The sequence below is a fragment of the Streptomyces sp. H27-C3 genome (genome assembly GCF_030063415.1).
Classification (GTDB): domain Bacteria; phylum Actinomycetota; class Actinomycetes; order Streptomycetales; family Streptomycetaceae; genus Streptomyces.
In genome coordinates, this window is sequence record NZ_JASITA010000006.1 from 219,542 (window position 1) to 242,609 (window position 23,068).

Genomic DNA, 23,068 nt, shown 5'->3' on the forward strand with positions numbered 1-23,068 from the left:
ACCCCGAGGAAGTTCAGGGTCGCGGGTGGTGGGCAACCCCTCACCGCCGGTGCGTTCGACCACGTACGGTTGACGCATGACGAGCATCGGTGGTGCGGAGATGGTCGACTGGAATCTCGCGGTGGCGACCGCGACCCGGCTGGTTAGGCCCGGCCCCGACGTGAGTCGTGACGAGGCACGGGCCGTCGTCGCGGAGCTGCGTCGGCATGCCAAGGCCGCGGAGGAGCATGTGCGCGCCTTCACGCGCATGATCCCCGAGGGACACGAACCGGAGGACACCCCGGTCCTGGTCGTCGACCGGGCCGGCTGGATCAAGGCGAACGTCGCCGGGTTCAGGGAGCTCCTGAAGCCCCTCCTCGACAAGATGCAGGAACGCAGGAGCGGCGGCCCCGGCGGAGCCGTGCTCGGCGCGGTCGGCGGCAAGGTGGCCGGCGTCGAGGTCGGCATGCTGCTGTCGTTCCTCGCCTCGCGCGTCCTCGGCCAGTACGAGACCTTCGCCCCCGCCAGCCGTGAGTTCCCGGCCGGGGCCAACGGCGGCGGCCGACTGCTGCTCGTCGCCCCCAACATCGTGCACGTCGAGCGCGAGCTCGAGGTGGACCCGCACGACTTCAGGCTCTGGGTCTGCCTGCACGAGGAGACCCACCGCACCCAGTTCACGGCCGTGCCCTGGCTGCGCGACCACCTGGAGGGCGAGATCCAGGCGTTCCTCGCCGAGACCGAGGTCGACCCGATGACCGTTCTGGAGCGGCTGCGCGAAGCGGCCCAGTCGCTGGCCGGCGGCCGTCCCGAGGGCGAGGAGGGCGAGGACGAGGGCCGCAGCCTCGTCGAGATCGTCCAGACCCCGGCGCAGCGCGAGATCCTGGGCCGGCTGACCGCCGTCATGTCGCTGCTCGAAGGTCACGCCGACTTCGTGATGGACGGCGTCGGCCCCGATGTGGTGCCGTCCGTCGCCGAGATCCGCGAGAAGTTCCAGCAGCGCAGGGCCAAGGGTGCGGGCCGCCTCGACCAGGCGCTGCGCAAGCTGCTCGGCCTGGACGCCAAGCTGCGCCAGTACCGCGACGGCGAGCGCTTTGTTCGAGCCGTGGTCGAAGAGGTCGGAATGGATGGTTTCAACCGGATCTGGACCTCGCCGAACACCCTTCCCATCAAGTCGGAGATCGCCAAACCGGCGGACTGGGTCGCGCGGGTGCACCGTAAGGCAGAGTCGTAAATCCGATGCGGCCGACGGCAGGAGAACGCCCCTTGAATCACCCATCCGAGGGACCGTGAGGGCCTGGTAGGCGTGCAATGCTCGGGTATTGGCTCGGCTCTGTCACCATCAACGCACTCTGAGTGACTGGCTTCTCCTCCCGAGGCACCCTCCCACTTCACCGAAGGGCACCGGATATGGGTCCCCATCCTGCGGTCGCAGCGATACGCCTGGCGGTCCGCCGCGTACTTCACGACGTACTGAAAGACATCCCCGCACACGCGTTGGCCGCCTCGCCCGGCGGCGCGCACGAGCCGCCGCCGACGCCGCTCGTGCTGGTCGCCTGCTCCGGCGGCGCCGACTCCATGGCGCTCGCCTCCGCCCTCGCCTTCGAGGCGCCCAAGCTCGATGTCCGGGCCGGCGGCATCACCGTCGACCATGGCCTGCAGGGCGGCTCGGACCTACGGGCCGCCGAGGTCGTCGGCCGGCTCGACGCGCTGGGGCTCGACCCCGTCGAAGCCGTCGCCGTGACCGTCGGCCACAACGGCGGACCCGAAGCCGCGGCCCGCGACGCGCGCTACACCGCGCTGGACGCCGCCGCCGAGCGACACGGCGCCGCCGCGGTCCTCCTCGGCCATACCCGCGACGATCAGGCCGAGACGGTCCTGCTCGGCCTCGCCCGCGGCTCCGGCATCCGCTCGCTCTCCGGAATGGCGGCCGTCTCGGGGGCGGCCGGCCGTTACCGGAGGCCCTTCCTCCAGATCGACCGGCAGACCGCCCGCAAGGCCTGCCTGGTCCAGTCGCTCCCCGTCTGGGACGACCCGCACAACACCGATCCCGCGTACACCCGCTCGCGGCTGCGCCACGACGGGCTGCCGGCGCTGGAGAAGGCGCTCGGCAAGGGCGTCGTGGAGGCGCTGGCCCGCACGGCGCAGCTGTCCCGGGACGACGCCGACGCCCTGGACGCCTGGGCCGCCCAGGCGGACGCCTCCGTACGGGACGAGATCGGCCAGCTGGAGTGCGCCAAGCTCCATGTCCTGCCGTCGGCCGTGCGCCGCCGGGTGCTGCGCCGCGCGGTCCTCGCGGCGGGCGCTCCGGCCGGGTCCCTCTTCGCGCGGCACGTCGAAGAGGTCGACCGGCTGATCACCGGCTGGCGCGGGCAGGGAGGCATCAACCTGCCCGGCCGGGTGGAGGCGCGACGCCAGGGTGGCAGACTGGTCATTCGGCAGGGCTGAGCCGAAGTACTACGAAAGTGATGCGGGTGGACTCGAACGACATGGGCACCGACCTCAAGTCGGTGCTCATCACCAAGGAAGAAATCGACGCGAAGCTGGCCGAGCTGGCAGCCAAGATCGATGCGGAGTACGAGGGCAAGGACCTGCTCATCGTCGGCGTCCTCAAGGGCGCTGTGATGGTGATGGCGGACCTGGCACGCGCTCTGTCCACCCCCGTCACGATGGACTGGATGGCGGTGTCGTCGTACGGCGCGGGCACCCAGTCCTCCGGCGTGGTCCGGATCCTCAAGGACCTCGACACCGACATCAAGGGCAAGCACGTCCTGATCGTCGAGGACATCATCGACTCGGGCCTGACGCTCTCGTGGCTGCTGTCGAACCTCGGTTCGCGTGAGCCGGCGTCCCTGAATGTATGCACGCTCCTGCGCAAGCCCGAAGCGGCCAAGGTCACTCTCGACGTCAAATGGGTCGGCTTCGACATTCCCAATGAGTTTGTCATCGGCTATGGGCTGGATTACGCCGAGAAGTACCGGAATCTCCCGTTTGTCGGCACGCTCGCCCCGCACGTGTACGGCGGCTGAGTCGTCCCGTATCGGACGAGGATCCGATGATGATCCGGCGGGAACCCTTATCCGCTTCCCGCCGTTGAAGCATGGGAAGACGGATTCGTCAGCCGTCCCCTGCGGTCGCGGGTGACAATGCTGGGGTACCGTCCGAAGAACAGTCTTTTAAACAGCAGCATTTACCTAGGCAGGAGGGACGGGGCGAGTACCGCCCCGTATGGATGGACGTGAAGCGATACTTCCGTGGGCCGGTCATGTGGATCGTACTGGCCGTCCTCGCCGTGGTCGTGCTGATGCAGGTTGTCGGCTCGTCCGGCGGCTATAAGACGGTGGACACTGCCGAGGTCGTCCAGTCGATCGACAAGAACCAGGTCAAGCAGGCCAAACTGACGACCGGTGACGAAGCAGTCATCAAGGTCGAGCTCAAGTCTGGCCAGAAGGTCAAGGACAGCAGCAAGATTCAGGCGAGCTACATCGGCGACCAGGGCGTCGCGCTTGCCAACAAGCTGCAGTCGAAGTTCGACAACGGGGACATCGAAAAGGGCTACACGGTCTCCCCCTCCAAGCAGAACCCGTTCGTCGGGATCCTGCTTTCCCTGCTCCCCTTCGTTCTCATCGTGGTCGTCTTCCTGTTCCTGATGAACCAGATGCAGGGCGGTGGCTCCCGTGTCATGCAGTTCGGGAAGTCCAAGGCCAAGCTGATCACCAAGGACACCCCCAAGACGACGTTCGCCGACGTGGCGGGCGCCGACGAGGCGGTGGAGGAGCTCCACGAGATCAAGGAGTTCCTGCAGGAGCCGGCGAAGTTCCAGGCCGTCGGCGCCAAGATCCCCAAGGGTGTGCTGCTGTACGGCCCGCCCGGTACGGGAAAGACGCTGCTCGCGCGCGCCGTCGCAGGCGAGGCCGGCGTGCCGTTCTACTCCATCTCCGGTTCCGACTTCGTCGAGATGTTCGTCGGTGTCGGTGCCTCGCGTGTCCGCGACCTCTTCGAGCAGGCCAAGGCGAACGCTCCGGCGATCGTCTTCGTCGACGAGATCGACGCCGTGGGCCGGCACCGCGGTGCCGGCATGGGCGGCGGTCACGACGAGCGCGAGCAGACGCTCAACCAGCTGCTCGTCGAGATGGACGGCTTCGACGTGAAGGGTGGCGTCATCCTCATCGCCGCCACGAACCGGCCGGACATCCTCGACCCGGCGCTGCTGCGTCCCGGCCGTTTCGACCGGCAGATCGCGGTCGACCGTCCGGACCTGCTGGGCCGTCTCGAGATCCTCAAGGTGCACGCCAAGGGCAAGCCGGTCACGCCGGAGGTCGACCTTCGGGCCGTCGCCCGTCGTACGCCCGGCTTCACCGGCGCCGACCTGGCGAACGTGCTGAACGAAGCCGCGCTGCTGACCGCCCGTATGGACAAGAAGCTGGTGGACAACCACTCCTTGGACGAGGCGATCGACCGTGTCGTGGCCGGACCGCAGAAGCGGACCCGGATCATGAGCGAGAAGGAAAAGAAGATCACCGCGTACCACGAGGGCGGCCACGCCCTGGTCGCGGCGGCCTCTCCGAACAGCGACCCGGTGCACAAGGTCACCATCCTGGCCCGCGGGCGTGCCCTCGGTTACACGATGGTGCTCCCGGACGAGGACAAGTACTCGACCACGCGCAACGAGATGCTGGACCAGCTCGCCTACATGATGGGCGGCCGTGCGGCCGAGGAACTGGTGTTCCACGACCCGACCACGGGCGCTTCGAACGACATCGAGAAGGCCACCACCACGGCCCGCGCGATGGTGACGCAGTACGGCATGACCGAGCGTCTCGGCGCGATCAAGTTCGGTCAGGACGGCTCCGAGCCGTTCCTCGGCCGCGACATGGGTCACCAGCGGGACTACTCGGAAGAAGTTGCGGCGCTGGTCGACGAAGAGGTCAAGAAGCTCATCGAGACCGCGCACAACGAGGCATGGGAGATTCTCGTCGAGAACCGCGACGTTCTCGACAACCTGGTCCTCGCGCTGCTGGAGAAGGAAACGCTGAACAAGGAGCAGATCGCCGAGATCTTCACTCCGATCGTGAAGCGCCCGGCCCGCCCCGCGTGGACCGGATCCTCCCGCCGTACGCCGTCCACCCGGCCGCCGGTGCTCTCCCCGAAGGAACTGTCCCTCACCAACGGAGCCCTCACCAACGGTGCGGTTCCCGCAGTGACGGCAGGCCCGGACACCACGGCCGCTCCGGCGACCGAGGCGGTCCCCGAGGAGCGTCCCGAGAGCTGACCCCTCGGGTCCCACCGGGCCCGGAATGGATGCCGCGTCCCCCAGGTTTTAGCCTTGGGGGGCGCGGCATTCTTTTGTGCCCGCTCGTGTGGGCATGCGAAAGCACAGGAACGAGGCACAGATGACCGACCCGGTGACGCTGGACGGCGAGGGCTCCATAGGCGAGTTCGACGAGAAGCGGGCCGAGAACGCCGTACGTGAGCTGCTCATCGCCGTCGGGGAGGACCCGGACCGGGAGGGCCTGCGGGAGACACCGGGGCGCGTGGCGAGGGCGTACAAGGAGATCTTCGGCGGTCTGCGGCAGACCCCCGAGGAGGTCCTGACGACCACGTTCGACCTGGGCCACGACGAGATGGTCCTGGTGAAGGACATCGAGGTCTTCTCGACCTGCGAACACCACCTGGTCCCCTTCCGCGGGGTGGCGCACGTCGGATACATCCCGGCGACCAGCGGCAAGATCACGGGGCTTTCCAAGCTGGCCCGGCTCGTCGACGTCTATGCCCGCCGCCCGCAGGTGCAGGAACGACTCACCACCCAGATAGCCGACTCGCTGATGGAAATCCTGGAGCCGCGCGGCGTGATCGTCGTCATCCAGTGCGAGCACATGTGCATGTCGATGCGCGGTATCCGCAAGCCGGGGGCCAAGACGATCACGTCGGCGGTCCGGGGTCAGCTGCGGGACGCGGCGACCCGCAACGAGGCCATGAGCCTGATCATGGCGCGCTAGTGCCGCGGCAGGTGACGTTTGCCCGTCAAGGAGCGGCGTCCGGTGCGTGCTCTCGGCGTGCCGGCCGGAAGTCCTCGTACTGGAGGTACTTGGGCTTTCGTCCGGTGCGGCGAAGGGGGTCCCTCCCTGTTCGAGCGAAGCCGAGAAATCGGGGGCGCGTGCCGGGCGTCGCGACGGGGCAGATGTTGCCTGGCGCGGCGCCAGCACGGGCCGACGGGCCCCGGGAGCCTTGAGGGTCGTACGTCGCCCTGCGCGGCCAGGCCCGTGGGAGAAGCCTGCGGGTCCCGGGAAGCCAGAGGGCCGTCGGCCGTAACGGACGCGCCCTACGCGGCCGGGGCCGTGCCCTGCTCCTCGTCGTCCGGGAGCCGGCAGACCCGCTCCAGAAAGATCGCCGCCGCGACCACCGCAGCGCCCGCCAGGACGGCCGAGCCCGCGTAGATGGCCTGGTCCTGGCGGGCGGGGATGTCCAGGCTGTTCATCAGCAGGTACACGCCGGTGCCGCCGTACATCCCGGAGACCAGCGAGGCGACCAGCGCACTCGCCTGGCCGAAGACCACCGCGCGGGCCGCCATCATCGGCTCGACGCCCTTGGCGCCGGGGCGGCGCTCCCGCTGGGCGCGCAGCCGGGAGCGCAGCGAGAGCGCGGTCGCGGTGAGGACCGTCGCGATCAGGGCCAGCACGATGGGCGCCGCGAGCGGCACGCTCGGCAGCGTGTCGACGGTGTCCCAGAGCCGGGCGCCGCCCCAGGACAGGACTCCGGCCACGGCGAACAGGCCGGCCAGTACACCGAGCCGCAGTTGCTTCACCGGGAGAGCCCCTCACATCAGGTCGCATCGGGTCGAGTCGGATCGGGGTCGGGTCGACACCGGTCCCACAGCCTAACGATTACTCGGGCAGGCGGAGTTCCAGATCGGCGCGCGGAAGTACACCCGTGTGGCCCGCGCCGGCCAGCAGGTCAGCCACCGGGCCGCGGCCGGGCAACTGGGCCTCCGGCTCCACGTCGTGCCACGGGGCCAAGACGAAGGCCCGCTCGTGGGCCCGCGGGTGGGGCAGGGTGAGGGCGGGGTCGTCCGAGACGACATCGGCGTACGCCACGATGTCGACGTCGATCGTGCGCGGCCCCCAGCGCTCCTCGCGGACCCGGTCGAAGGCTTCCTCGATGGCCTGGCCGCGCTCCAGCAGCGAGGACGGCGGCAGCGTGGTCTTCACGACGATCACCGCGTTGAAGTACGAGGGCTGGGAGCCGGGGTCGACGCCCCACGGCTCGGTCTCGTACACCGGGGAGACCGCCTTGACCCGCAGGCCGGGGGTGTCCTCCAGGGCGTCGATCGCACCCTGGAGGGTCTCCAGGCGGTTGCCCAGGTTGCTGCCGAGCGAGATCACCGCGCGTTTCGGGTTGGACAGGGTGCTGTCGGCGGCGTCCACCTGCTCGACCACGGAGGTGGGTACCGGCTGCACGGTCGGGTCGCTCTGCGTCGCCCCGTTCGAAGAAAACACAGTCATACTCGGCTCCGGGTGATGGTGATCGTCACGTCGTCGAAGGGCACGGTGATCGGGGCGTCCGGCTTGTGGACGCAGACCTCGACCTCCTCGACCCCGTCGTGCTTGAGGCACTGCTGGGCGATCCGCTCCGCGAGCGTCTCGATCAGGTCGACCGGTTCTCCCTGTACGACATGCACGACCTCTTCCGCCACGACGCCGTAGTGCACGGTCTTCGCCAGGTCGTCGGTGGCCGCGGCGGGGCGGGTGTCGAGGCCGAGCACCAGGTCCACGATGAAGGTCTGGCCTTCCTCGCGCTCCCGGGGGAACACGCCGTGGTGCCCACGGGCCTTGAGGCCGCGCAGCGCGACACGATCCACGCGAATCACTCCTGCTTTTCGTAGTGAAGAAGGGCTACTGCCGAGTGCGGTCGGCATGTCACCCTCACTCGAATCTACCTGCGAGCACCGACAGTGCTCGCCCACGGGGGCCATGGACAGAACCCTGCGGGGCTGGTAGCCGCCCATACCCATGGGGCTCGCCGCCCAACCTCGGCGGGCCGCTGTGGGAGCTCCGACGGGCGCATACCCACTCAGGCGGGTGACTCGTCGTCCTCGTCCTCGTCGGATTCGGTCAGCACGGGTGAACCGTGGTGCGACCAGAGCTTCCAGCCCTCGGGCGTGCGGCGGAACACATTGGTGGCGACGATCAGCTGGCCCACCAGGGGCCCCAGCTCGCCGGCCTCCTCGGAGGGGCCGCCGCTCAGGGTGTTCTCGGTGCAGTTCACCAGGGCGGTCTCGCCCAGCACCGTGACCTTCACATCGGTGAGGAAGAACTGGATGTACTCGGTGTTCGCCATGATCAGCGCGTACGAGCGCAACACCTCGCCGCGGCCCGAGAGCACCGGCCAGCCCGGGTGGACGCAGGAGATCTCGTCCTCCAGCCAGAGCGACGACAACTCCTCGAAGTCGCCCTGCTCCACTGCCTCGTAGAACGCGGTGTTGGCCAGCTCGACCAGCTCGGCGTCGCCGTGCGTGGAGTCATCGTGCGCGGAGCTCACAGGGCTCCCTCGACGGCCCTGGCGACCCGTACGGCGTCGGCGGTCGCCCGTACCTCGTGGACGCGCACCGCCCAGGCGCCCTCGTGGGCGACGATCGCGGAGACCGCGGCCGTGGCCGCGTCCCTTTCGCGGGCGGGCGGCGGCGGGGCCGCCCCCGCGCCGGCCAGCACCCGGCCGAGGAACCTCTTGCGGGAGGCGGCGATCAGCAGCGGGCGGCCCAGGGCGCGCAGTTCGGAGAGGTGGGCGACCAGGGCCAGGTCGTGCTCGGCCTGCTTGGCGAAGCCCAGACCCGGGTCGATCACGATCCGCTCGGGGGCGATGCCGCCGTCGACGACGGCGGCCACGCGCGCGTGGAGCTCGGAGACGACCTCGGCGACCACGTCGGCGTACACCGCGCGGTTGTTCATGTCCTTGCTGAAGCCCCGCCAGTGCATGACGACGAACGGGACTCCGGCCGCCGCGACCGCCGGGATCATGGCGGCGTCGGCGAGACCGCCACTGACGTCGTTGACCAGGACCGCACCGGCCGCGACCGCCTGCTCGGCGACCGCCGCGCGCATGGTGTCGACGGACACGACGATGCCCTCGGACGCGAGGCCGCGCACCACCGGGATCACTCGCCTCAGCTCTTCGTCCGCGTCGACGCGGGGCGCACCGGGGCGCGTCGACTCGCCGCCGACGTCCACCATGTCGGCGCCCTCCGCGACGAGGTCGAGACCGCGCTTGATCGCGGCGGTGGTATCGAACCAGCGACCGCCGTCGGAGAAGGAATCGGGCGTCACATTGACGACACCCATCACCGCACAGCGGTCCCACTCCGGCAGACCCTCGATTCGCCCACGCGCGCGCAACGTACTCATACGACCAGCGTAGGCGTCAGCACGGGATACCCGGACCTCGCGTACCCGGCCGCGTACGGAGCCGCCCCCGGGACCCGGCCCCGGGACCCGGTCGCAGGCCCCGGGCAGGCGGTCAGGCGGCGGACCGCCCGGCGTCCAGGCTTCGGGGCCGGTCGAGGTGCGCGCAGGGGCGGCGCGGCTTGCGGGCGGCCCGGCGGGCGAACGGGCGGGGCAGCGCCAGCGTGACGAATCCCTCCGCCTGCATCGCCGCGAAGCCGATGCGCGGCAGGTCGCGGGTGCTGCGGAAGACCACGAAGCGCGGCTCCCAACGCGGCCGGAACTTGGCGTTGAACTTGTACAGCGACTCGATCTGGAACCAGCGGGAGAGAAAGACCAGCAGGCCGCGCCAGAGCCGCAGTACCGGCCCCGCACCGATCTTCTCGCCGCGGGCGAGCGCCGAGCGGAACATCGCGAAGTTCAGCGAGACACGGGCCACACCCAGCTGGGGGGCGGCCCGCAGGGAGGCGACGATCAGCAGCTCGTTCATGCCGGGATCCGCGGAGCGGTCGCGGCGCATCAGGTCCAGGGACATGCCGTCCGTACCCCACGGGACGAAGTGCAGGACGGCCTTCAGGTCGCCGTACGCGGAGGTCTCGTCGGCGGCGTTGTGCGCGGTGGCGATCACGCAGTCCCCGTCGCCCGGCTCGCCGATGCGGCCGAGTGCCATCGAGAAGCCGCGCTCGTTGTCGGTGCCGCGCCAGTCGGCGGCGGCCAGTCCGATCCTCTCCAGCTCGGCCTCGCCGACGTCACGGACCCGCCGCACCCGGGTCTCGTAGCCACCCCGCTCGATGCGCTTGACCATCTGGCGCACGTTGCGCATGGCGCGCCCGCCGAGGGAGAAATCCGGCACGTCCACCACCGCTTCGTCCCCGAGCTCCAGCGCGTCGAGCCCCGTCTCGCGGGTCCACACCTCGCCGCCGGTCTCGCTGCACCCCATGACGGCCGGGGTCCAGGAGTGCGCCTTGGCCTCGTCCATGAAGCGCTCGATGGCGCCCGGCCAGGCCTCGACGTCACCGATCGGGTCGCCGCTGGCGAGCATCACGCCGGAGATCACCCGATAGCAGACGGCGGCCTTGCCGCTGGGGGAGAAGACGACGCCCTTGTCGTGGCGGAGCGCGAAGTGGCCCAGCGAGTCGCGGCCGCCGTGCTTGGCGAGCAGCTCGCGCAGCCGCTGCTCGTCGTCCGCGGTGAGGCGGGCGGCCGGGTGCTCGGGGCGCAGGGCCAGGTAGATGGTGGTGATGGCGGTGAGCAGGCCGAGGGCGCCCAGGGAGTAGCCGACGGTCCAGGAGACCCGGCCCGCGTAGTCGACAGGACCCTCAAGCCCGAAGAGCCCGTACAGGACGTGCTCCAGCCGGTCGGCCACGCTCGGGTTGCCGACCACCTTCGCCGGGTGTGAGCTGACGATGACCAGGCCAAGGCCCAGGGACCCGGCACCGAGGAGGACGAAGTTCGCCAGTGCCCTCCAGCGGCTGCTCGGGTCGGGCAGCGCGGCGAATTCCTTGCGGTGGCGCAGCAGCAGGGCGAGCAGCGCCAGCGAGATCAGTACGCCGATGACCGAGTGCCGGTACGTGAACTGGGCCACGGCCCCGGCGGGCAGCAGCACCACGGCGGCGCGCCAGGCGCGGCGCTTGTGGCGCTTGAGGCCGTGCGAGAGGAGCAGCAGCAGGACGCCGGCGCTGATGGCGAGGGCGGCTGCGAACGGTCCGAGTGCGCCCGGCAACACCTCGGCGAAGGTGTGCATCCGGCTGTTTCTGAAGCGCGGGAAGACGCCCGCCGCGATGTCCAGGAGGCCCACGACGGCGCAGGCCGTACCGACCAGGGAGGGCACCGATTCGGGGCGCGGTCCGCTCAGGGTCCGCCGAATCCAATTCGGAACCATCCGTGATTTATCCCCATCTATTTTGCTGGACATCGCTTCCCATGGTTCACGCGAAAGATTTTCTGTCCGTGGGCCGAAGCAGCCGGACATTTTGCGCCCTCTAGGACGGCGCAGCAGGGGAGCGGGTTCACTCACGCTCAGGAAATTCTCAGGCAGAAAGCTGTCTCTTCATCATGGGTCTCACCAGCAACAAGGTTCTGGCGCTCGCCGTACTTCTGGCAGTGGCGCTGTTCGTGGCCACGATCTGGCTCTGGCCGCGGCTGGCCGGTCGCGGCTGGCGTTCGGTGCTGGGCCGCGTCGGGCTGCTGCTGGTGACCCAGGTGCTGCTTTTCGCCTCGGTCGGTTTCGCCGCCAACAAATCGTTTCTCTTCTACGGCTCCTGGGGCGACCTCTTCGGCCAGGAGACGGAGATGGGGGTGGTCGTGGACCACTCGGCCGGCGGCAAGGACATCAAGGTCCTCGGTACGCAGGCCGTGGACGTGCCGGGCGGCTCGACGCCCCGGGTGGGCGGCCAGATACAGAAGATCGTCGTGGCGGGGCGGAAGTCGATGATGGACAGCCCCGGGTATGTCTATCTGCCGCCCGAGTACTTCCAGCCGAAGTACGCGAAGAAGACCTTCCCGGCGTCCGTGGTGCTCACCGGCTACCCGGGCACCGCGGAGAACCTGCTCGAGGGCCTGCGTTACCCGAAGACGGCGTACACGCAGGTCAAGACCGGCAAGATGCAGCCGATGATCCTGGTGATGATGCGGCCGACGGTGGCGCCCCCGCGGGACACCGAGTGCGCGGACGTACCCGGCGGCCCGCAGACCGAGACCTTCTTCGCCGAGGACCTGCCCAGGGCGATATCGGGGTCCTACCGGGTCGGCACCCAGCCGCGGAACTGGGGCTTCATGGGGAACTCGACCGGCGGTTACTGCGCGCTCAAGATCGCCATGCACCACCCGGACACCTTCGCCGCGAGCGCGGGTCTCTCGGCGTACTACAGGGCCGCCGACGACGCGACGACCGGTGACCTCTTCGGCGGCAGCAAGGCGCTGCGGCACCGGTCCGACCTGCTGTGGAGCCTGGACCACGCGAAGCCGGGCGCGCTGGCGCGCTCCTCGTTCCTGGTGACCAGCTCCAAGTCGGGCGAGGGGAATCTCAGGAACACCCTGAAGTTCATCAACAGGGTCCCCGCGCCCGCCCGCGTCTCGTCGATCACCCTCGACAGCGGCGGCCACAACTTCAACACCTGGCGGCGCGAGATCCCGCCCGCGCTGGCCTGGATCAGCGGCAGGCTGAGGGGCTGAGGGGCCGACCGGCGGGCTCTTCAGGATTAAGGCAGGCTGATCGATTCCACTTCCACCTCGGTACGGGGAACGGAGTGCGCGTCCGCGTCGATGGACCTGCGCAGCGCCTCGTGCAACTTGGCCGGGGTGAGGACGCCGAGGAAGTGTCCGGCGCTCCCCTCGTCGATGACCGCGATCCAGCCCGCGTCGTGCTGGAGCATCGTGGCGAACGCCTGCTTGAGCGAGGCGCCGACGGGCAGCCAGGCCTCCATGCGGCGGGCGTGCTCGCGTACGGTCCCGCTCGCGGCGTTCGCGCGGTCGGCCGAGATCCAGCCGTGCAGATCGTCCTTGCTGTCCAGGACGACGGCCCAGCGGGCGCCCTCCGCGGCGAGCGTGTCCGCCGCCTTCTTCAGCGGGTCGTCGAGGTGCACGACGGGCGGCTGCTCCAGGTCACCGGGCTCGATGGGGGTGACGGAGAGCCGCTTGAGACCGCGGTCGGCGCCGACGAAGTCCGCGACGTACGGGGTGGCGGGCATCCCGAGGACGGCGGCCGGAGGGTCGAACTGCTCGATCGTGCCGTGCCCGTAGACCGCGATGCGGTCGCCGAGGCGGACGGCCTCCTCGATGTCGTGCGTGACGAAGAGCACAGTCTTGCGCATCTGCGACTGGAGCTTGAGGAATTCGTTCTGAAGGTGTTCGCGTACGACCGGGTCGACCGCCCCGAAGGGCTCGTCCATCAGCAGAACGGGCGGGTCGGCCGCCAACGCCCGTGCCACGCCGACGCGCTGGCGCTGACCGCCGGATAGCTGGTCGGGATAGCGGTCCCCGTGCACCTTCGGGTCGAGGCCGACCAGGTCGAGCAGCTCGGCCGCGCGCGCGTGGGCCTTGGCGCGCTTGACGCCCAGGAGGTGAGGGACGGTCGCGGTGTTCTCCAGGACCGTCTTGTGCGGAAAGAGACCGACCTGCTGGATGACATAGCCGATACGCCGGCGCAGCTGTACGGGGTCGACGGTGGATATGTCTTCTCCGTCAAGGAATATCCGGCCTTCGGACGGCTCGATCAGCCGGTTCACCATCTTCATGGTGGTGGTCTTGCCGCAGCCGGAAGGCCCGACGAGCGTGACCAGTTCCCCCTCGGCGACTTCGAAGGAGAGGTCGTCGACGGCAGTGGTGCCGTCGGCGTACCGCTTGGTGACGTTCTCGAATCGGATCATGATTCCCCATTGTGGCCGGTGCCCTGTGCTGTGACATTTCCTGGGGGGCGACCCCCGAACCCCCGCCCCATGTTGCTGCAATGTGACGGCCAGAGCGATTGTCAGTGGCCGAGGATAGGGTCGCCAGACATAAGTTCGGGTTGTCGGGGGAGGTGGGGCGGCATGAGTGGCGCGCAGAACTGTCTTGCGGCGAACGACTGGATTTGCGGCGAGTATGTCCGCTCCCGCAGCCAGGAGTTGATCGACGCGACGGTGCAGCACGTGTGGATCACGGTGATCTCGGTGGTGATCGGGCTGCTGATCGCCTTTCCGCTGGCGCTGCTCGCGCGGGGCCGCCGCAGGTTCGCGGGCCCGGTCCTGGGCCTGACGACCCTGCTCTACACGATCCCGTCGCTGGCGATGTTCTCGCTGCTGCTGCCGCTGTTCGGCCTTTCGCCGGCCGTGGTGATCACCGGTCTGGTGCTCTATTCGCTGACCGTGCTCGTACGGAACATCCTGGCCGGGCTCGAAGCGGTGCCCGCCGAGGCGCGCGAGGCCGCGCAGGGCATGGGGTACGGGCCGGGGCGGCTGCTGTGGGAGGTCGAGCTGCCGCTCGCCCTGCCCGCGCTGCTGGCCGGGGTGCGGATCGCGACGGTGTCGACGGTCGCCATGACGACGATCGGCGCGATCGTCGGATACGGCGGTCTCGGCACGCTGATCGTCGACGGGCTCGACTCCATCTTCAAGGCGCAGGTGCTCACCGCCTCGGTGATCTGTGTGCTGCTCGCGGTGGTGGCCGACCTGCTGCTCCTCGGGCTGCAGCGGATGCTGACGCCCTGGACCCGAATACGTACACCCGGCAGCGGGCGTGCGCTGCGCATCCGTGCGGCCCGTGCGGCCGATGTGGCGAAGGTCGGCTGATTCATGGGATCCATCGGGGACGCCTTCAGCTGGCTGACGACCAACGCCAACTGGCAGGGCGAGAGCGGCATCTGGAACCGGCTGGGCGAGCACCTCTACTTCAGCGGCGTGTGCCTGCTGCTGTCCTGCCTGATCGCGCTGCCGCTCGCGCTGTGGCTCGGGCATCTGGGCCGGGGCGGCGCGCTCGCCATCAATCTTTCCAACGTGGGGCGGGCGATCCCCACCCTCGCGGTGCTGATCCTGCTCACGCTCACTCCGCTGGGCAGGCAGGGCGACCTGCCGACGATCATCGCGCTGGTGCTCTTCGCCGTACCGCCGCTGCTGACCAATGCCTACATCGGCATGCGGGAGGTGGACCGGGCGGTGGTGGAGGCCGCGCGGGGGATGGGCATGTCGGGGCGCCAGCTGTTCGTCCGGGTCGAGCTGCCCCTCGCGTATCCGCTGATCATGACGGGGCTCAGGTCGGCCGCGGTCCAGGTGGTCGCCACGGCGACGCTCGCCGCGATGGCGGGCGAGGGCGGCCTCGGCCGGATCATCACGGCCGGGTTCAACACGTACAACACCCCGCAAGTGGTGGCGGGCGCGCTGCTCGTCGCCGTGCTCGCGCTGCTGGTCGAGGGTGCGCTGGTGGCGGCGCACCGGATGCTCGACCCCATGCGGCGTCGTGTCGTCCCGCAAGAAATCGTGTGACGGCCTCCGAATCTTCCTCTCTTCTCCGTGCTTCTTTTTCTTGTGTCTCTTCTCTTGGATGGTGAACCTCATGAGCAGGATCTCGCGCACCGCAGGTGCGGTAGTGGCCGTAGTGGCGCTGGCCGGTGGGCTGGCGGCCTGTGGCGGTGACAGCCTCGAGAAGGACAAGGACGGCGGCTCGACCGCGGCCGGTGACGGCGGCAAGAAGGCCTCGCTGGTGATCGGTTCGGCCGGTTTCACCGAGTCCAAGGTGCTGGCCGAGCTGTATGTGCAGCTCCTCGACGATGCCGGATACGGCACCTCCGTCAAGACCGTCGAGAACCGCGAGCTGTACGAACCCGCCCTGGAGAAGGGCGAGATCGACGTCGTCCCGGAATACGCGGCCACGCTCGCCGAATTCCTCAACGCGAAGGCGAACGGGCCCAAGGCACCCGAGGAGAAGCCGGTCGCTTCCAGTGATGTCACCGCTACGCACAAGGCGCTGGAAAAGCTCGCGGGGCCGCGTGGGCTGAAGGCGCTGAAGCCCGGCGAGGCCGTCGACCAGAACGCTTTCGCGGTGACCAAGGAATACGCCGAGAAGAACAAGCTCAAGACCCTCTCCGACCTTGGGAAGTCCAAGCTCAAGGTGAAGATCGCGGCGGGCGACGAATGTACGGTGCGGCCGTTCTGCGCACCCGGGCTGAAGACGACGTACGGCATCGACGTGACCGGCGTCGACCCCAAGGGCGTGGGCACCCCGCAGGCCAAGCAGGCGGTCAAGGACGGCGCGGACCAACTGGTGCTGACCACCACGACCGATGCGACGCTGGAGAGCTTCGGGCTCGTACTCCTGGAGGACGACAAGAATCTCCAGAACGCGGACAACGTGCTGCCGGTGGTCAATGCGAAGGACGCCGGATCCCAGGAGATAGCGGACGCCCTCGGCAAGCTCACCGACGTGCTGACGACGGATGATCTGGTCGAGCTGAACCGCAAGATCGACGCGGACCGGGCGAAGCCCGCGGACGCGGCGAAGGAGTACCTGGAGTCCAAGGGGCTGATCAAGAAGTAGGGGCAGAAGTAATTGGCTGAGAACAGATTGCCGGGGTGGGCCCCATCAGTCGCCTACGCACGGTAAATTTCAGGCCATGCCACGTGGACGCCACCGTCATTCCCCACCCCTGCACAGGATCCTGCCGCCCTTGGCGGTCGCCGGCGCGTCAGCTCTCTGCGCCGCCGGCGCCTGGCTGTTCGCGGAACCGGTGGTGCTCCGCGTCCTGGTCGCCGCCGCTGCCGCGGCGGCGGTCACCGGCGCGGTCCTCATGCGCAGTTGGGACCGTGCGGCGGGCAGACGTGTCGCGGAGCTGACGCGCGCCCGCGCGGGCGACGAGTGGAAGACCGAAGAGCGCATAGCCGACATCGAGGCCGACCTCGACGAGTCGCGCGCCCTGCGCGCAAAGCTGGACGAGAAGCTGCGCACCAAGCGGGTCGAACTGGCAGCGCTGCGGGGCGAGCACGCCGCGCTGCTGCGGCGGTACGCGACCGCGGAGACCGAGCGGGCCGGCGTGCTGGAGAGCCGCCGGCTGCTCGCGATGGCGGCGGCCGCCCCGGCGAAGGCCCTGCCCGCGGCGAGCAGCACGCCGACGCCGTCCGCGTATCTGCGGGCGTCGATGGCGCTGGATCACCTGACGCGCAACGCGGCGGAGCAGGAATCACGGAATTCGCGCGACATGCGCGATGCGCAAGGTCCGCGGGACGGGCGGGGTCCGCAGGTCGGGCGCGAGGTGCGGGACGGGCGAGGTCCGCGGAACGGGCGGGGTCCGCAGAACGTGCGGGACAGGCAAGGCTCGGAGGACGTCCGGGACGGGCAGGACGCGCGAAGTCCCCAGGACGCGCCGGGTTCGCAGGGCCCGGACAGGTCGCGGGATGCGCGGAAGGCGCCGGACGTGCGGGGCCCTCAGGGTTCAAGGGGTCCGCAGGGGCCTCGGGGTCCGCGGGACGCGTGGAAGGCACCGAGTGCGCGGGGTGCGCAGGGCGCGGCAGGTTCGCGAGGGCCGCGGGATGCGCCGCAGTCCCCGGATGCCCGGAAGGCGGAGGAGCCGGAGGGTAAGCACAAGGCGGCCGCGGGAAGCGCCGTGCCCTCACCGGAGCACTCGCGCCCGTCGTCCGCCATCGTCCCGCGCCCCGACGCCGCCTCGGCGGTCGTCCCGTACGCCTCGCTGCGCCGCCCCTCCTCGCGGCTGGAGGGCGGATTCGACTTCTTCGGTACGCAGAAGCCCGTGGTGGCGGCCATCGAAGCCGTCCGGAACGTCGACCTCGCGGATGTGGTGGGTGAGGAGGCGCTGGAGGCGGCCCGGAAGGTCGCGGGGACGAGCAGGGCGGTGGGCCAGGTCATCGACCTGACGGCGCACGACGAGACGGAGCAGCTGGACGTGGCGGAGCTCCGCAGCGCGATCTCCTAGCGGGGTTGCGGGGAGCAGGTTCACCGGGATCACGGCCCGGCCCGAAGGTGTCCTCGAACGCCGGACGAGCCGGGCTGGACGGTCCAGCCCGGTCGACGGGTGACGTCGAAGCACAGGCCTTCAGGACGGGGCCGAGCCAGCACCAGGCCGCCATGCTCCCGAGGACGGGGCCGAGCTCGCCCCAAGTCGCCGTGCCCCCTACGACGGGGCCGAACTCGCGCCGGGTCCTCATTGCTCTCCAGGACGGGGCCGACTTCGCCCCAGGTCCCCAGGTCCCCAGGCCCCCAGGCCCCCTAGGACGGCCCCGAGCCGCCGCCCGCGCGGACCAGGCCCGTCTCGTACGCCAGGACCACGACCTGGACGCGGTCGCGCAGGCCCAGCTTGGTCAGGATGCGGCCCACGTGTGTCTTGACCGTGGCCTCCGACAGGACCAGCCGCGCCGCGATCTCGCCGTTCGAAAGGCCCTGGGCGACGAGCAGCATCACCTCGCGCTCCCGCTCGGTCAGTCGCTCCAGCTCCTTCTGCCGCGGCTCCGTGCCCGTGCTCGGCAGCATCGGCGAGAAGCGGTCGAGCAGACGCCGCGTCGTCGAGGGAGCCACGACCGCGTCGCCGCTGTGAACCGACCTGATCGCGCCCAGCAGTTCGGCCGGCGGCACATCTTTCAGCATGAAGCCGCTGGCCCCCGCCTTCAGCCCCGAGAAGGCGTACTCGTCGAGGTCGAAGGTGGTCAGGATGAGGACCTTGGGCGCGTCGGGCTGCGCGCAGATGCGCCGCGTCGCCTCGACCCCGTCCAGCTTCGGCATGCGTACGTCCATCAGCACCACGTCCACCTCCGCGGTGCGCAGGACCTCGACGGCCTCTTCGCCGTTGCCCGCCTCCGCGACGACCTCCATGTCGGGCTGGGCGGCCAGGACCATCCGGAAGCCGGTGCGCAGCAGCACCTGATCGTCGACGAGCATCACGCGGATGGACATGGGAGGGGGCCTCTCGTAAAGGTCAAACAAAGCGGTCAATGGGCGGGCTTGAGGGGCAGCAGCGCGCTGATCCGGAAACCACCGCCGGACCGGGGCCCGGCATCCAGCGTGCCGCCGACCATACCGACGCGCTCCCGCATACCGATGAGCCCGTGCCCCCGGCCGTCCGCGCCGCCGTCCTCGTACAGCTCGTGCGCCGCGCCCCGCCCGTCGTCCTCGACGAGCAGGCCGAGGCCGTCGTCGAAGTAGACCAGCCGGACGCTCGCGCCGACATCGGGGCCGCCGTGCTTGCGCGCGTTGGTGAGGGCCTCCTGCACGATGCGGTACGCCGTGAGTTCCACCCCGCTGGGCAGTGGCCTGGGGGTCCCCTCAACCTTGAAGTCCACGGTGAGGCCCGCGCTGCGCACCTGCTCGACGAGATCCTCGATCTGCTCGACGTCGGGCTGCGGCACGTACTCGCCGCTCTCCTGCTTCTCGCCGGTCCGCAGCACGCCCAGCAGTCGGCGCATCTCCGCCAGCGCCTGCCTGCCGGTCGTCGAGATGGTCTCCAGCGCCTGTTTGGCCTGGGCGGGGGAGGCATCCATGACGTAGGCCGCGCCGTCCGCCTGCACCACCATCACCGACACGTTGTGCGCGACGACGTCGTGCAGTTCGCGGGCGATACGGGCCCGCTCGGCGGCGACCGCGACCTTCGACTGGGCTTCGCGCTCCTTCTCCAGGCGCGCGGCGCGCTCCTCCAGCTCGGCGAAGTACGCCCGCCGGGTGCGCATCGAGTCACCGAGGACCCAGGCGAGGGCGAACGGCAGGGTCAGTACGACGGCGAAGAAGATCGCCGGGACGATCGTGCCGTCCTTGTCCGCGGGCCAGCGCAGCTGCGCCAGGGTGGCCGCGCTCAGGCCGCTGAACAGGGCGAGGCGGGAGACCCAGCGTGGCCCGTCGCTCGCGGCGATGGTGTAGACGATGACGAGCATGGCCCAGTCGGCCGGATTGACCTCTACGTCGAGGGCGAGCTGGACGATGCCCAGCGCGATGGTCAGCACCAGCATCTTTTCCGGCGCGCGGCGGCGCAGCGCCACCACGACGCAGAGCAGCGTCATGACAGCCATGGCGGTGATGCGGGGCCAGGTTCCGGCCGGGATTTGGACCGCCCACAGCATCGAGAACCCGAAGAGCATCACAGCCCAGAAGCTGTCGACACTCGTCGGGTGCCTGCGGATGAAGTCGTAGAGGCGTTGCACGTAACCCAGCGTAGGGAAACCGAATAGGTGCGGGGGTCAACCGAAGGGGCGATCCGTGTAGCCGGTGTGTACTCCCCAAGGTGGAGGCCACTTGCCACACAGGGCGATACCGGACTTTATCGACAGTCAGGGAGAGGTAGGGCTCGCCGGCCCGGCGCGCGGCCTCCGGGAGAGACTGGGGTCGTGATAGATGCCCTGGGCAAGCCGCATGAGGTGCATGAGCCGGACGAGACGGGCGAGACAGCTGAGTCGGACGCGTCCGGCGAGTGGCAGGGGTGGCGTGAGGCGACCGAGCGGGCGCTGTACGGGCCCGGCGGTTTCTATCTGCGCCCGGAAGGCCCCGCCGGCCATTTCCGTACGTCCGTGCACGCCTCCCCGCTCTTCGCCGCCGCGGTGGCCCGGCTGCTCACCGAGACCGCCGACGCGCTCGGACGGCCGGACGACCTGGCTCTCGTGGACGTCGGCGCCGGGCGTGGCGAGCTGCTGACCGGAGTGCTGGCCGCGCTTTCCGACGGCCTGAAGGTCCGGGCGTACGCCGTGGAACGCGCGGCGCGGCCCGCCGGGCTCGACCCCCGGATCGAGTGGGTCGCCGAGCCGCCCGCCGGTGTCACCGGGCTGCTCTTCGCCAATGAATGGCTCGACAACGTGCCGGTGAACGTGGCAGAGGTCGACCCGGACGGGGTACCCCGTCACGTCCTGGTCCGTGCGGACGGCGAGGAGAGGCTCGGCGGACCCGTGACCGGAGCGGACGCCGCGTGGCTCGCGCGCTGGTGGCCGCTCGGCGCCGAGCCGGGCCTGCGCGGCGAGATCGGCCGCCCCCGGGACGAGGCGTGGGCCCGCGCCGTCGCGACGCTCGACGCGGGCCTCGCGGTGGCCGTCGACTACGCCCACGGGCGCGTGGACCGGCCCCCCTTCGGCACGCTGGTCGGCTTCCGCGCGGGCCGCGAGGTCCGGCCGGTGCCGGACGGGACGTGCGACATCACCGCTCATGTGGCGCTGGATGCCTGTGCGCTGCCGGGTGCGGAGCTGCTCAGTCAGCGGGACGCGCTGCGGAACCTCGGTGTCTCGGGCGACCGTCCGTCCCTCTCCCTGGCCTCCAGCGACCCGGTGGCGTACGTCCGTGCCCTGTCGGCGGCGGGCGAGTCGGCGGAGCTCACGGCGAAGAACGGGTTGGGCGACTTCGGCTGGCTGCTCCAGCGGGTGCCCGACCACCACCACGGGTGATGCCTGTTCGAGCCGCTGTCGTGCTGGCCCTCCCGTACCCAGTACGTCTTCGGCGGGTCCTGTGGTTTCTGCGGCACCGACTTGAGGGGTGTGCCCTTTTTCCCGCCGCTGTCCCTGGCCGATTTCCCGTCGTCGTTCTTCGCCCCGCCTTTTTTCGTCTCCCCGTTCTTCGTCTCGTCGTTCTTCTTTCCGGGGCTCTCCTTGGCGGACTCACGGGTGGGCGGCGCGGACGGGGCCGGTGGGGGCCCGGTGGTGATTCCCACCGAGGATTTCGCCGACCCACCCGAGTCCGCGGCCTCCGGCCGGATGTCGGTCAGCCACCGCTGCTCGGGGGACGCGTCCCGGAGCTTGACCACCACGGTGGCTTTCGGATCCGCGGTGAGCGGGACGAGCGCCAGCCGCTCGGTCCAGCGCGGGATCAGCTGGCCCCGGACGGTCAGGTCGTACCGCGTGTTCGGGGCGTCCTTCGCCGTCGGCTTCGTGCAGTCGCCCAGCACAGCCGTGCCGTCGTTCGCCCGGGAGTTCAGGCACATCTGGGGCTCGGGGAAGCTGCGCAGCAGCCCGTCGTCCTCATAGAGCCACAGCTGCGCCTCCGCGTTCGTGCACGCCGCCGTCGTCACTGGGGTGCCGCTCTTCGTTTTGCCGTCGGGGATGTCGAGGCACAGACCGGTGGCGGCGTTGCGCAGGGCCGTGTGCACCGTTCCCGACGGTTGGGCGGCGGAGTTGGGCGGGGTCGCCGATGCGCTGGGGAAGGTGGGAGAGGGTGAGCCCGCGGGCGGGCTGCTCGGGACGGTGGTGCTCTCGTGGCTGCTGCTCTTGTAGTCGCTGCCGTCGCTCCGGAGGCCCGACGCGAGGTTGACGACCAGCACCCCGGCGACGATCACGGCCAGGCCCGTCGCGGCGACCCCTGTCCGTACGCGCGGCCGGTCCGCCGGGACGATGCGTGTCAGCAGGTGTCGGCGCGCCGCTCCCGAGTGCCGCCCGGTGCGGCGCGCAGAGGCTCCGCCCTGCGGCAGGGTGGTGCGGCGTCCCGGCCGGGAGTCGAGATAGCGCCGGGCGCTGCGGCCGAGCAGTCCCTCGGCCAGGAGCGTGGGCAGCTTTCCGCGGAACAGCCCCAACTGCTCGGCGGCGAACCGGCAGTGCCGGCATCGCGACAGATGCTGCTCGACATCCGGGATGAGGATCCCGCCCCGGCGCATGGAAACGTCGAGCAGCCGGTTGTAGTGGCGGCATTCCTTTTCCTGGGCGAGTTCGATATGACCTCGCAGCAGACCCTGCCGAAAAAGCTCGCGCGCGTGTTCGACCTGAGCTTGTGCCGTGCCGGCATCGAGGGCGAGCAGCGCGGCGGGCGCGGATATGTCCTCGGCTTCGGCCTCCGTGTGCCACAGGAGGCATTGGGCGGAGCCGGGTAATTCCTGGAAGGCGCGGAAAGCGAGCCGTCGGTTCTGCGGCGGCACGACCTTCCCCGCGCGCATGATCCGGCCGTCGGCCGGTTTGCGGAGATCGGGCAGCAGTAGCGGGACGCGCGGGTCGACGTACCAGGAAGCGGCGATACGGCGGACCATGGACAGCAGTTGCGGTCGCAGGGCGATGGCGCCGTCGGATCGCGGCCCGGCCTCGAGCACCTTGGTGAAGGCGGCTGTGGTCAGCAGGGAAGCGGTGTGCGGCGACGCGGCCCAGAAGGACGCGTACGCGGACACGGCGGTCTGGTGCCGGGACAGCAGCAGGGTGACGGGGTAGTGGGACTCCTCCGCCGGGCGGGCCCTCATCGCAGCCAGGAGAACGTTGTCAGACTCCGCTGCGGCGGGGGTGGCGCGGGGTGGG

At 70.0% G+C, this 23,068-nt stretch carries 20 protein-coding genes and 1 pseudogene; 11 read left to right on the plus strand and 10 right to left on the minus strand.

Going from position 1 to position 23,068, the window contains the following annotated elements:
- Positions 1-76 precede the first annotated feature (76 nt).
- From QMK30_RS08410 to folE, 5 genes are all read left to right on the plus strand, one after another.
- Complete coding sequence (locus tag QMK30_RS08410) at positions 77-1,210, plus strand: Rv3626c family coenzyme F420 biosynthesis-associated protein (protein ID WP_283516550.1); 1,134 nt, start codon at positions 77-79, stop codon at positions 1,208-1,210.
- Between the two features lie 176 nt (positions 1,211-1,386).
- Complete coding sequence (gene tilS, locus QMK30_RS08415) at positions 1,387-2,424, plus strand: tRNA lysidine(34) synthetase TilS (RefSeq protein WP_283516551.1); 1,038 nt, start codon at positions 1,387-1,389, stop codon at positions 2,422-2,424.
- Between the two features lie 20 nt (positions 2,425-2,444).
- Entirely contained in the window at positions 2,445-3,005 is a 561-nt protein-coding gene (gene hpt / locus QMK30_RS08420) for a hypoxanthine phosphoribosyltransferase (protein ID WP_283516552.1), read from the plus strand.
- 203 nt (positions 3,006-3,208) lie between these two features.
- The gene (gene ftsH, locus QMK30_RS08425; protein WP_283516553.1) at positions 3,209-5,248 is read left to right on the plus strand and encodes an ATP-dependent zinc metalloprotease FtsH; all 2,040 of its coding nucleotides are present in this window, start codon (positions 3,209-3,211) and stop codon (positions 5,246-5,248) included.
- A 121-nt stretch (positions 5,249-5,369) separates the two neighbouring features.
- Complete coding sequence (gene folE / locus QMK30_RS08430) at positions 5,370-5,975, plus strand: GTP cyclohydrolase I FolE (protein WP_283516581.1); 606 nt, start codon at positions 5,370-5,372, stop codon at positions 5,973-5,975.
- A gap of 323 nt (positions 5,976-6,298) precedes the next feature.
- On the opposite strand, the gene QMK30_RS08435 is transcribed toward folE, so the two are convergent.
- The 6 genes from QMK30_RS08435 to QMK30_RS08460 all read right to left on the minus strand — a co-directional run bounded on the left by QMK30_RS08435 (position 6,299) and on the right by QMK30_RS08460 (position 11,292).
- Positions 6,299-6,781, minus strand: coding sequence for a DUF3180 domain-containing protein (locus QMK30_RS08435; protein WP_283516554.1), 483 nt, complete (start codon positions 6,779-6,781; stop codon positions 6,299-6,301).
- 79 nt (positions 6,782-6,860) lie between these two features.
- Positions 6,861-7,478 (minus strand): 2-amino-4-hydroxy-6-hydroxymethyldihydropteridine diphosphokinase, encoded by a 618-nt coding sequence (folK, locus tag QMK30_RS08440; protein ID WP_283516555.1) that lies wholly within the window; start codon positions 7,476-7,478, stop codon positions 6,861-6,863.
- Complete coding sequence (gene folB, locus QMK30_RS08445) at positions 7,475-7,834, minus strand: dihydroneopterin aldolase (RefSeq protein WP_283516556.1); 360 nt, start codon at positions 7,832-7,834, stop codon at positions 7,475-7,477. Before folB ends, folK begins: the two co-directional genes overlap by 4 nt.
- 212 nt (positions 7,835-8,046) lie before the next feature.
- Positions 8,047-8,514, minus strand: coding sequence for a nuclear transport factor 2 family protein (locus tag QMK30_RS08450; protein WP_283516557.1), 468 nt, complete (start codon positions 8,512-8,514; stop codon positions 8,047-8,049).
- A complete protein-coding gene (gene folP / locus QMK30_RS08455; protein WP_283516558.1) occupies positions 8,511-9,374 on the minus strand; it encodes a dihydropteroate synthase in 864 nt (287 codons plus the stop codon). The genes QMK30_RS08450 and folP overlap by 4 nt, the downstream gene beginning before the upstream one ends.
- 112 nt (positions 9,375-9,486) lie before the next feature.
- Entirely contained in the window at positions 9,487-11,292 is a 1,806-nt protein-coding gene (locus QMK30_RS08460; protein WP_283516559.1) for a phosphatidylglycerol lysyltransferase domain-containing protein, read from the minus strand.
- 173 nt (positions 11,293-11,465) lie between these two features.
- Here QMK30_RS08460 and QMK30_RS08465 point away from each other — a divergent pair, with 173 nt between their 5' ends.
- On the plus strand, positions 11,466-12,584 hold the full coding sequence (locus QMK30_RS08465) for an alpha/beta hydrolase (RefSeq protein WP_283516560.1): 1,119 nt from the start codon (positions 11,466-11,468) through the stop codon (positions 12,582-12,584).
- A 26-nt stretch (positions 12,585-12,610) separates the two neighbouring features.
- Here the strand turns inward: QMK30_RS08465 and QMK30_RS08470 are convergent, their stop codons facing one another.
- A complete protein-coding gene (locus tag QMK30_RS08470; RefSeq protein WP_283516561.1) occupies positions 12,611-13,777 on the minus strand; it encodes an ABC transporter ATP-binding protein in 1,167 nt (388 codons plus the stop codon).
- A gap of 162 nt (positions 13,778-13,939) precedes the next feature.
- On the opposite strand from QMK30_RS08470, the gene QMK30_RS08475 reads away from it, so the two are divergent.
- From QMK30_RS08475 to QMK30_RS08490, 4 genes are all read left to right on the plus strand, one after another.
- The gene (locus tag QMK30_RS08475; protein ID WP_283516562.1) at positions 13,940-14,677 is read left to right on the plus strand and encodes an ABC transporter permease; all 738 of its coding nucleotides are present in this window, start codon (positions 13,940-13,942) and stop codon (positions 14,675-14,677) included.
- A 3-nt stretch (positions 14,678-14,680) separates the two neighbouring features.
- Positions 14,681-15,367, plus strand: coding sequence for an ABC transporter permease (locus QMK30_RS08480; protein ID WP_283516563.1), 687 nt, complete (start codon positions 14,681-14,683; stop codon positions 15,365-15,367).
- 70 nt (positions 15,368-15,437) lie between these two features.
- Positions 15,438-16,418 carry an ABC transporter substrate-binding protein gene (locus QMK30_RS08485; protein WP_283516564.1) on the plus strand — a complete coding sequence of 327 codons (981 nt, stop codon included), beginning with the start codon at positions 15,438-15,440 and terminating at the stop codon, positions 16,416-16,418.
- Between the two features lie 130 nt (positions 16,419-16,548).
- The gene (locus QMK30_RS08490; RefSeq protein WP_502963092.1) at positions 16,549-17,808 is read left to right on the plus strand and encodes a hypothetical protein; all 1,260 of its coding nucleotides are present in this window, start codon (positions 16,549-16,551) and stop codon (positions 17,806-17,808) included.
- Positions 17,809-18,101: 293 nt separating this feature from the next.
- On the opposite strand, the gene QMK30_RS08495 is transcribed toward QMK30_RS08490, so the two are convergent.
- Positions 18,102-18,782: a response regulator gene (locus QMK30_RS08495; RefSeq protein ID WP_283516566.1), complete on the minus strand. Its 681-nt coding sequence runs from the start codon at positions 18,780-18,782 to the stop codon at positions 18,102-18,104.
- Between the two features lie 35 nt (positions 18,783-18,817).
- Entirely contained in the window at positions 18,818-20,020 is a 1,203-nt protein-coding gene (locus tag QMK30_RS08500) for a sensor histidine kinase (protein WP_283516567.1), read from the minus strand.
- 213 nt (positions 20,021-20,233) lie between these two features.
- Between QMK30_RS08500 and QMK30_RS08505 the strand changes: the two genes are divergently transcribed.
- Positions 20,234-21,244, plus strand: a complete 1,011-nt coding sequence (locus QMK30_RS08505; RefSeq protein WP_502963094.1) for an SAM-dependent methyltransferase — start codon at positions 20,234-20,236, stop codon at positions 21,242-21,244.
- Between the two features lie 377 nt (positions 21,245-21,621).
- Here QMK30_RS08505 and QMK30_RS38440 read toward each other — a convergent pair.
- Positions 21,622-23,013 (minus strand): annotated as a pseudogene (locus tag QMK30_RS38440) (ricin-type beta-trefoil lectin domain protein); the annotation flags it as partial.
- Positions 23,014-23,068: the final 55 nt, after the last annotated feature.